This window comes from Achromobacter semiaridum (assembly GCF_053543755.1).
In genome coordinates this window covers 35,417-43,796 of record NZ_JBLVOL010000083.1, presented here as the reverse complement: position 1 = coordinate 43,796, position 8,380 = coordinate 35,417, and the positions used below count along the sequence as shown (strand labels likewise).

The 8,380-nt window shown below is 65.7% G+C and carries 8 protein-coding genes; 1 reads left to right on the top strand and 7 read right to left on the bottom strand.

Annotated features, from left to right (window positions below):
- Nucleotides 1–34 precede the first annotated feature (34 nt).
- The 7 genes from ACNPP0_RS21105 to ACNPP0_RS21075 form a co-directional block, all read right to left on the bottom strand.
- The gene (locus ACNPP0_RS21105) at nt 35–547 is read right to left on the bottom strand and encodes a hypothetical protein (RefSeq protein ID WP_332608002.1); all 513 of its coding nucleotides are present in this window, start codon (nt 545–547) and stop codon (nt 35–37) included.
- A 279-nt stretch (nt 548–826) separates the two neighbouring features.
- Complete coding sequence (mnhG, locus tag ACNPP0_RS21100) at nt 827–1,168, bottom strand: monovalent cation/H(+) antiporter subunit G (RefSeq protein WP_332608001.1); 342 nt, start codon at nt 1,166–1,168, stop codon at nt 827–829.
- Entirely contained in the window at nt 1,165–1,452 is a 288-nt protein-coding gene (locus ACNPP0_RS21095; protein WP_332608000.1) for a K+/H+ antiporter subunit F, read from the bottom strand. The genes mnhG and ACNPP0_RS21095 overlap by 4 nt, the downstream gene beginning before the upstream one ends.
- Nucleotides 1,449–1,931, bottom strand: a complete 483-nt coding sequence (locus ACNPP0_RS21090) for a Na+/H+ antiporter subunit E (RefSeq protein WP_332607999.1) — start codon at nt 1,929–1,931, stop codon at nt 1,449–1,451. The genes ACNPP0_RS21095 and ACNPP0_RS21090 overlap by 4 nt, the downstream gene beginning before the upstream one ends.
- On the bottom strand, nt 1,931–3,562 hold the full coding sequence (locus ACNPP0_RS21085) for a monovalent cation/H+ antiporter subunit D (protein ID WP_332607998.1): 1,632 nt from the start codon (nt 3,560–3,562) through the stop codon (nt 1,931–1,933). The genes ACNPP0_RS21090 and ACNPP0_RS21085 overlap by 1 nt, the downstream gene beginning before the upstream one ends.
- The gene (locus ACNPP0_RS21080) at nt 3,559–3,903 is read right to left on the bottom strand and encodes a Na+/H+ antiporter subunit C (protein WP_332607997.1); all 345 of its coding nucleotides are present in this window, start codon (nt 3,901–3,903) and stop codon (nt 3,559–3,561) included. Before ACNPP0_RS21080 ends, ACNPP0_RS21085 begins: the two co-directional genes overlap by 4 nt.
- Complete coding sequence (locus tag ACNPP0_RS21075) at nt 3,903–6,818, bottom strand: monovalent cation/H+ antiporter subunit A (protein WP_332607996.1); 2,916 nt, start codon at nt 6,816–6,818, stop codon at nt 3,903–3,905. The genes ACNPP0_RS21080 and ACNPP0_RS21075 overlap by 1 nt, the downstream gene beginning before the upstream one ends.
- A 556-nt stretch (nt 6,819–7,374) precedes the next feature.
- On the opposite strand from ACNPP0_RS21075, the gene ACNPP0_RS21070 reads away from it, so the two are divergent.
- A complete protein-coding gene (locus ACNPP0_RS21070) occupies nt 7,375–8,361 on the top strand; it encodes a Bug family tripartite tricarboxylate transporter substrate binding protein (RefSeq protein WP_332607995.1) in 987 nt (328 codons plus the stop codon).
- Nucleotides 8,362–8,380: the final 19 nt, after the last annotated feature.

Below are 8,380 nucleotides of genomic sequence, written 5' to 3'. Positions count from 1 at the left end.
GGGCCCCCGCGTCGCTCATTTACCGCATGGAGTTTCACTGGCGCATCGGCGCGCCCGTGGTGGCAGGCGGCGGCGCCATCCCCGGGGACGTGGCCGGCGGCATCGCGCCCGTCGAGGGCATGGTGCCGGCAGGCGGCGGCACGGTACCGGCCGGGACCTGGATCACCGTTTCACGCAGCACGCCGCCGCCCTGCACGCTGCCGCGCACGTTGGTCGGCGAACTCATCTGCGTCAAGCAATCCTGTCGGGAGCCCGCGGGCAAGCGGTTGCAGCGGTCCACCATGTTTTGCTGAAGCTGGTCGGACGAACCTTCCTTCAAGTTCTGGCGTTGGGCCTCGTCGCGCGCCGCGCCGGCTTCGCGCATGCAGGTGGCGCGGTCCTGGTTGGTCTTGCCACTTTTGCAGTTCGCCACGTCCTGCTCGTATTGGGACTGGATGGCAGCGCGGCCGATCGCATCTGCCGCGTGGACCGCCCCCGCAGCCAGCATCAAGCCCGCCGCGCAAAGGGATGCCGCAAGGCGTTTCGTATGCATGGGTCGTACGTTCATGGCCAGCTCCTTACTAGAATTGAACCGAGATTGAACCGAAAGCGGCGCCGTCTGTAGTACCGCTGCGCCGCTTGTTGAAACCACTATCCCACGACTGCGCGCCGCGCACATGACCAGCGACGTGATTTCGTAAGGCTACGTTTCAAGCCCGTGCCAGGGGCCCACTTGCCCCTGCTGTCACCACATAAAGAAAAACAGGGGCGGTTGGCCCCTGTCAGTCATATTGCCGCATTGCAGCATGGACTTCGGCGTTCACATGCCGTGTCGCTTGTTACAGGCTTATCGCGCATCCTGGTCGGCATCGGCTCTAGTCAGACGATGACGATAGGTGGCCGCCCGCATCAGCAACATGGCCGTCACGGGCGAAGAAACCACCAACAACAAGGTGATGATGACCTCGTGAAAAACCGGTCGCGCGGACCACGCGGAAAACACCAGGATGGACGACAGCAGCACGCAGGCGCAGCCCAGCGTGTTACCCAACGTGGGCGCATGGATGCGGGCGTAAAAGCTGCGAAAACGTAGCAGCCCGGCAGAGCCCGTCAGCGCCAACAGCCCGCCCAACACCAGCAGGACGCAGGCGGGAATGCCCGCCCACAAGGGAATGGCGGCGTCCATCATGGCTCGATGACCTCGCCGCGGAGCAGGAAGCGCGCCATGGCCGTGGACCCGACGAATCCGAACAGCGCGATCAGCAGCGCAATGTCGAAATACAACGAGGAACCGGACCGGATGCCGAAAACCAGCATCATCAGCATGCCGTTGATATACAGCGTATCCAGCGCCAGCACGCGGTCTTGGGCGGTGGGGCCGCGCAACAGGCGGATGGTGGCGCACAGCATGCCCAGCGCAAAGCACACCAGGGCGAAGGATGCCGCCCAATACAGTGCGGTATTTATCGTCATTCAAACATCTCCATCAACGGGCGCTCGTAGCGCTGCTGGACCAGATCCACCCAGTGCTGCTCGTTCTGCAGGTCGAGCACGTGTAATTTCAGCTCGTGATCGGCCGTCAGGTCCACCCAGACCGTGCCCGGCGTGTAGGTCACGATGCACGCCAGCATCGCCAGCCCGTGCGGGTCGCGCATGGTCAGTGGAATCATGATGAAGCCGGGTGAAAATTCGTTGCGGCGAGGGCTCAGGATCAGCTTGGCCACGGCGATGTTGGACCGGATGATGTCCGCCGACACGTGCAGGAAAAGCGGCACGGCCTTCCACAGCCGGCGCGGGCGCGCGTGCAGCGGGCGCAGGCGCGAGGCCGCCCACGTAAACCACAAGGCCAGCGCCGCGCCCAGCGCAATCTGGCCGGCCGACAGGCTTTCGTTCAGCACCAGCCACAACACAAACAGGAAGACGGGCAGGAACAGGAAGTAAACGCGGCGCATCAGCTTCCCCCTTTCAGGCCGCGCACGGTCTGCGCGGACATGACGGCGTCAATGTAGGACTTGGGTTGGTCCAGGGACCGCGCCGCGTCGTCCAGATAGGCCGACACCGGGCCGGCGCCCGCCGCCAGGCCCACGCACAACAGCAACAGCACGGCAACCGGGCCTGCTTCGATCACGCGCAAGCGGGGCGTGCTGCGGTCGTCGCTGGCCCAGAAGACGCGGATGCCGGTGCGCCCCAGCCCGACCAGGCCGGCCAGGCCCGACACCAGCACGGCGGCCACGAGGATCCATGCGTCCATCGGCGGCGCCGATTCCGTGGCGGCGGACACGGCCGCCGACAACAGCGAGAACTTGGCCACGAACCCCGACAGCGGCGGCAAGCCGGTAACCAGCAAGGCGCAGCAGATGAACGCCAGCCCCAGGAAGGCCATGGCCGCCGGAATGGCCACGCCGACCACATCGTCGGAGCGGTTGACCGACGTGGGATCGTCCAGATCGAACGCGTCCAGCGTCACGGCCAGCACGTTGGCGCCAAAGCTGCGGGTGCGTTCAATCAATTCCGCCAAGAGGAAGAACGCGCCGGTCGTCAGCACGGAACTCAGCAGGTAGAACAGCGCGGGGCCGGTCAGCGTGACGCCGGGCATGCCCAGCGCGGTCAACAAGGTGCCGGCCGAGACAATCACGCAATAGCCCACGATCTTCTCCAGCTGCTGGGTGGCCAGCAGCCCCAGCGCGCCGAACAGCAGCGTGGCCAAGCCGGCCGCGAACATCCAGTCCAGGCTGAACGCGGCGGGTGCGCCCGACGGCAGCAGCAGCGACCCGATGCGCAGCAGCGCATAGATGCCGACCTTGGTCATGATGGAGAACATGGCGGCGATGGGCGCGCTGGCCGATCCATAACCCTTGACCAGCCAGAAGTTCAGGGGCCAGGCGCCGGCCTTGACCAAAAAAGCGATGCCCAGGATGGCCGCCCCGGCTTCGAACAGCATGCGTTCGGCGCCCGTCAGGTTGCCGGCGCGCAGGGCCAGGTCCGCCATGTTCAGCGTGCCGGTCACACCATAGATCAGCGCAATGCTGATCAACAGCAGGAACGAGGCCACCAGGTTCACGGCAATGTATTGCAGGCCGGCGCTGACGCGCGCCACGCCCGAGCCATGCAGCAGCAAGCCATAGGACGCGGCCAGCAGCACCTCGAAGAAGACGAACAGGTTGAACAGATCGCCCGTCAGGAAGGCGCCGTTCAGGCCCATCAGCAGGAACTGGAACAGCGAATGGAAATGCACTCCGGCGCGGTCCCAGCGGGCCAGCGAATAGGTCAGCGTGGCCAGGCCCAGCACGGCCGTCAGCGTCAGCATCACCGCCGCCAACCGGTCTACCACCAGCACAATGCCGAAGGGCGCGGGCCAGTCGCCCACCAGATAAACGCCCACGCCTTGCGGCCAGACGCCCGGTACGCCGCCGCCCGCAACCACCAGCAAGGCGATGGCGGCCGCCAGCTGGGCCAACGTGGAGGCCATGGAAATTGCCCCGCGCGCATAGCGGCTGGTGTCGGCCAGCAGCAGCATGGCCGCGCCGGCAAACAGCGGCACGATGATGGGCAGGACAGGAAGATGTTGCAGCCAGAAACTCAAGATTGGGACTCCCGTCCATCGACGTGGTCGGTGCCCGTCAAGCCGCGCGAGGCCAACAGCACCACCAGGAACAGCGCGGTGGTGGCAAAGCCGATCACAATGGCCGTCAGCACCAGCGCCTGCGGCAGCGGGTCGGCGTACCAGGATGGGTCATGCGCCATGGCCGGGTCGATGACCGGCGGACGCGCCGACGTCAGACGGCCCATGCCGAAAATGAACAGGTTGACCGCGTAGGACACCAGCGACAGGCCCATGATGAACTGGAAGGTACGCGGCCGCAGCAGCAGCCAGACCCCCGAGCCCGCCAACACGCCAATCGCGACGGCATAAATCAATTCCATCAGGCTTCCCCTGTTTGTATGGCGGCCGCCTGCATCTCGGCGGCGGCCTTGCGTTGCGCGCGCAGCGATTGGTGGGCCAGCGCCACCAGCACCAGCACGGTGGAGCCCACCACCAGCATGTACACGCCCAGGTCGAACAGCAACACGCTGGAAAGATGCACATGACCGATAAGCGGCAGCGCCACGTCCCAGGCCAGCGCGGCCAGGAACGGCTTGTAGGCCAGCCATGCGGTAACGGCGGCGACGCCGGCGGCCAACAGGCCGATGCCGATCCAGTTCTGGGGATTCAGGCGGCTGCGCGATTCCACCCAGTACACCCCGCCCACCATGTATTGCAGGATGACGGCGGTGGCGAAAATCAGGCCACCCACGAAACCGCCGCCCGGCTGGTTGTGGCCGCGCAGCAGGAAGTAAACGGAGATCAGCGCGGCGGTGGGCAGCAGCAGGCGCACCAGCACGGTAGGCACCATCATCGAGCCGCTGGGCACCAGCGATTTGATGTCGGGCGCGGCGGGCACACCGCCGTCCTGCTCTTGCTGTTGACGTGGCAGGTCCGCGCTTTCGGCGGCGGGACGGAAGCGGCGCAGCAGTGCGTAGACCGTCAGCGCCACGATGCCCAGCACCGTGATTTCGCCAAAGGTATCAAACCCACGGAAGTCCACCAGAATGACGTTCACCACGTTGGTGCCGCCGCCGTCGGGCAGCGCGCGGTCAACGAAGAACGACGAAATCGTGTCGCCTTGCGGGCGCACCAGCACTGCGTACGCCAACGCGGCCATGCCGGTGCCGGCGGCCGTGGCCAACAGCAGATCCCGGAAACGGCGGCCGCGAGCCAGCAGCGTCGCCTTCAGGGGTTCTTCGTCGTCTTTCGCGATCCGGCGCGGCAGCCAGCGCAGGCCCAGCAGCAACAGCACCACGGTGACGACTTCCACTGACAGCTGCGTCAGCGCCAGGTCGGGCGCGGAAAACCACACGAACGTCAGGCAGGTGATCAGGCCCGCGCCGCCCGCCAGCGCCAGGGACGCCAGACGGTGGTACTTGGCCTGGTACGCCGCGCCCAGTGCGCAGGCGCCACCGACCAGCCACAGCAAAGCAAAAGCCGGGTCCACGGGCGTCATGCGGCCGGTGCCTTCCAGCCACCCACCCGCGCGCAGCGGCAGCCAGGCCACGAACAACGAGCCCAGCACAATCAACAGCATCTGCACTTGCAGGCGCGACGAGGCCACCCACCGCAGCAGCCACGCGGCCGCCACGCTGGAGCCGTCCAGCAGCGCTTCGAACGTGCGCCGCCCGTCCAGCCGGTAAATGAAGGGAACGCGGCCTGGATTGGCGCGCTGGTGCGCGCGCAGAACCAGATACAACAGCACGCCCGCCGTCGTCGCCACCAGGCTCATCACCAGCGGCAGGTTCACGCCGTGCCAGACGGCCAGGCTGTATTCGGGCATGTTTGCGCCCAGGATGCTTTGCGCGGCGGTTGCCAGGAAGGGGCCGACCGTCAGGCTGGGAACAACACCCACCAGCAGGCACATGAACACCAGCAAGGCGCTGGGGAACAACATCCAGCCCGGCGGCTCGTGCGGGGCGCGGGGCAGGTCCGTGGCGGGCGGGCCGAAAAATACCTGGAGAATGAACCGCAGCGAATACGCCACGCTGAACGCGCCGGCGATCGTGGCCAGCAACGGCAGGCCGATCTGGGTCCAGCGGTCGCCGCTGACGAAGGTGGTTTCCGCGAAGAACATTTCCTTGGACAGGAAGCCGTTCAACAACGGCACGCCCGCCATCGACGCCGCCGCCACCATGGCCAGCGTGGCGGTGATCGGCATGGCCTTGTACAAGCCGGACAGCCTGCTGAGGTCGCGCGTGCCGGTTTCGTGGTCCACCACCCCGGCCGCCATGAACAGCGACGCCTTGAAGGTGGCGTGGTTGATCATGTGGAAAATGGCGGCCACCAGGGCCAATTCACTGTTCAGGCCCAGCAACAACGTAATCAGGCCCAGATGGCTGATGGTGGAATACGCCAGCACGCCCTTCATGTCCTGCTGAAAGATGGCCGCGTAGGCGCCCAGCACCAACGTGATCAGCCCTGCCCCGCCGATCACCCAGAACCACTGGTCGGTGCCGGCCAGCACCGGCCAGAAGCGTGCCAACAGGAATACGCCGGCCTTCACCATGGTGGCCGAATGCAGGTAGGCCGACACGGGCGTCGGCGCCGCCATGGCATTGGGCAGCCAGAAATGGAAAGGGAACTGGGCGCTTTTGGTCAGCGCGCCCAAGGCCACCAGGACCAGCACGGCGGGATACCAGGGGTCGGCGCGGACCAGATCGCCGGAGGCCAGCACGCGGTCCATGTCGTAGCTGCCTACGATATGGCCCAGGATCAGCACGCCGGCCAACAGGCACAGGCCGCCCGCGCCCGTCACCGTCAACGCCATGCGCGCGCCGCGGCGGGCGTCCAAGCGGTGGTGCCAATAGGCGATCAGCATGAAGGAAGCCAGGCTGGTCATTTCCCAGAACATGACCAGCTGGATCAGGTTGCCGGACAGCACCACGCCCAGCATGGCCGCCATGAACGCCAGGAAAAACGAGAAGAAGCGCGGCACGGGGTCTTCCGGCGACATGTAGTAGCGCGCATACAGCACGACCAGTGCGCCCATGCCGGAAACGATCAGGGCGAACAGCCAGGCGTAACCGTCCATCCGTAATGTGAATTGCAGGCCCAGGGCGGGCGCCCAGGGCATGTCGACCCGGACCACGCCGCCGTTGGCGACTTCCGGGTAAAGGCTGGCTATCAGGATCACACAGGCCAGCGCGATAAGGCCGGCCAGCCACGCCTCGGCATTGCGGGCGTTGGAAGGCAGCAGCGCGGCGCACAGGCTGCCGGCAAACGGCAGAGCGAGGATCAGGATCAGCGACATGGCGTTCCGAGAATGTCCGGGCCCCCTCCCGCCAGCACGTGGCAGCGAAAGACGAAACAGACCGGGGATTGAAAGACGGACGGAACCCTGGCCCGGTGCGTCGCTGCACTACACGTTGCCCCGCGGGGACATCAACCAACGCCCCATTGAACGGCGCAGACAGAAACAAACGCAATAGCTTTCTTGCAAGACCGGCCAAGAATCTCCCCCGAAAAATATCAGATTCTTGTAAGTTATGCAGAACTTTATGCATTTACCCAGCTGATGACGGCACGATGACTGCGCAATCATTGCGCATCGAAAATCGCCCGGAAAACGTTCATGTCGTTGTCAGGCCTGGGATTTTCGCCGATCTGCCGGCATATTCCGGCAACGTCCAGCGGCCCAAAAAAAGTTATCCCGGCCTACAGGGTGAATCCTGAGTTGACCGTAGGGGGATTCCTGTGTGGAATTGCGCCCACGAAGCGTCGACCAAGCCAGCACCCGGGCAAGGCGCGCTTCACCGACGCCGGCCCATGAAGCCGGTCGGCTCGGAACAACAATATGGAGAAGACTCTTGACCGTGCTGTCTCATGCCAAGGCCGTCCTGGCCGCCGCCATCGCAGGCGTCTGCTTTAGTTCGTCGGCCCTGGCCGCCGACCCCTACCCCAACAAGCCCATCCGCCTGATCGTGCCTTTCGCCGCCGGCGGCACCACCGACATCGTGGCGCGCATCGTCGCCGAAGGGCTGGGCCGGGAACTGGGCCAGGCTGTCGTCGTGGAAAACCGAGGCGGCGGCGGCGGCTCGATCGGCGCCGACGCGCTGGTGCGTTCCGCGCCGGACGGTTACACGCTGGGCGTAGCCACCGTCAGCACCATGGCCACCAACCCGGCCACCAACCCGAAAAACCCCTACAACCCGCTCAAGGACTTCACCCCGATCACCAACCTGGTGAACGTGCCGAACGTGCTGACGGTGAACCCGGCCGTGCCCGCCAAGACGCTGGCCGAATTCATCACCCTGCTCAAGGCCAACCCGGGCAAGTACAGCTACGCGTCATCCGGCGCGGGCGGCATCGGCCACCTGGATGGCGAACTGTTCAAGTCGCTGACCAAGACCGACATGGTGCACGTGCCCTATCGCGGTTCGGGTCCGGCGCTGAACGACGTGATCGCCGGCCAGGTCAATGCCCAGTTCGACAACCTGCCGTCTTCGATGCCGCACATCCAGGCCGGCAAGCTGCGCGCCCTGGCCGTGGCCGCGCCCAAGCGCCTGCCCACGCTGCCTGATGTGCCCACGTTCAAGGAAGGCGGCCTGCCGGAAATGGACAACATGGCCTGGTACGGGCTGGTGGCCCCGGCCGGCACGCCGCCGGCCGTGGTCGAGCGCGTGCACGCGGCGGCCGTGAAGGCGCTGCAAGACCCGAAGATCGTCCAGCGCCTGGCCGATGGCGGTTCGTTGGTGGACGGCAATACGCCTGCCCAATACGCCGACCAGATCAAGCGTGAACTGGAGTTGCGCCAGCGCATCGCCAAGGAGCGCAATATCGTTTCGACGAACTGATGGGGGCCCGAGGCAAGCC

Coding starts and splice junctions, on each gene's coding strand:
- ACNPP0_RS21075 (WP_332607996.1), bottom strand. CDS start 6,818: ATGTCGCTGATCCTGATCCTCGCTCTGCCGTTTGCCGGCAGCCTGTGC.
- ACNPP0_RS21090 (WP_332607999.1), bottom strand. CDS start 1,931: ATGCGCCGCGTTTACTTCCTGTTCCTGCCCGTCTTCCTGTTTGTGTTG.
- ACNPP0_RS21095 (WP_332608000.1), bottom strand. CDS start 1,452: ATGACGATAAATACCGCACTGTATTGGGCGGCATCCTTCGCCCTGGTG.
- mnhG (WP_332608001.1), bottom strand. CDS start 1,168: ATGATGGACGCCGCCATTCCCTTGTGGGCGGGCATTCCCGCCTGCGTC.
- ACNPP0_RS21080 (WP_332607997.1), bottom strand. CDS start 3,903: ATGGAATTGATTTATGCCGTCGCGATTGGCGTGTTGGCGGGCTCGGGG.
- ACNPP0_RS21105 (WP_332608002.1), bottom strand. CDS start 547: ATGAACGTACGACCCATGCATACGAAACGCCTTGCGGCATCCCTTTGC.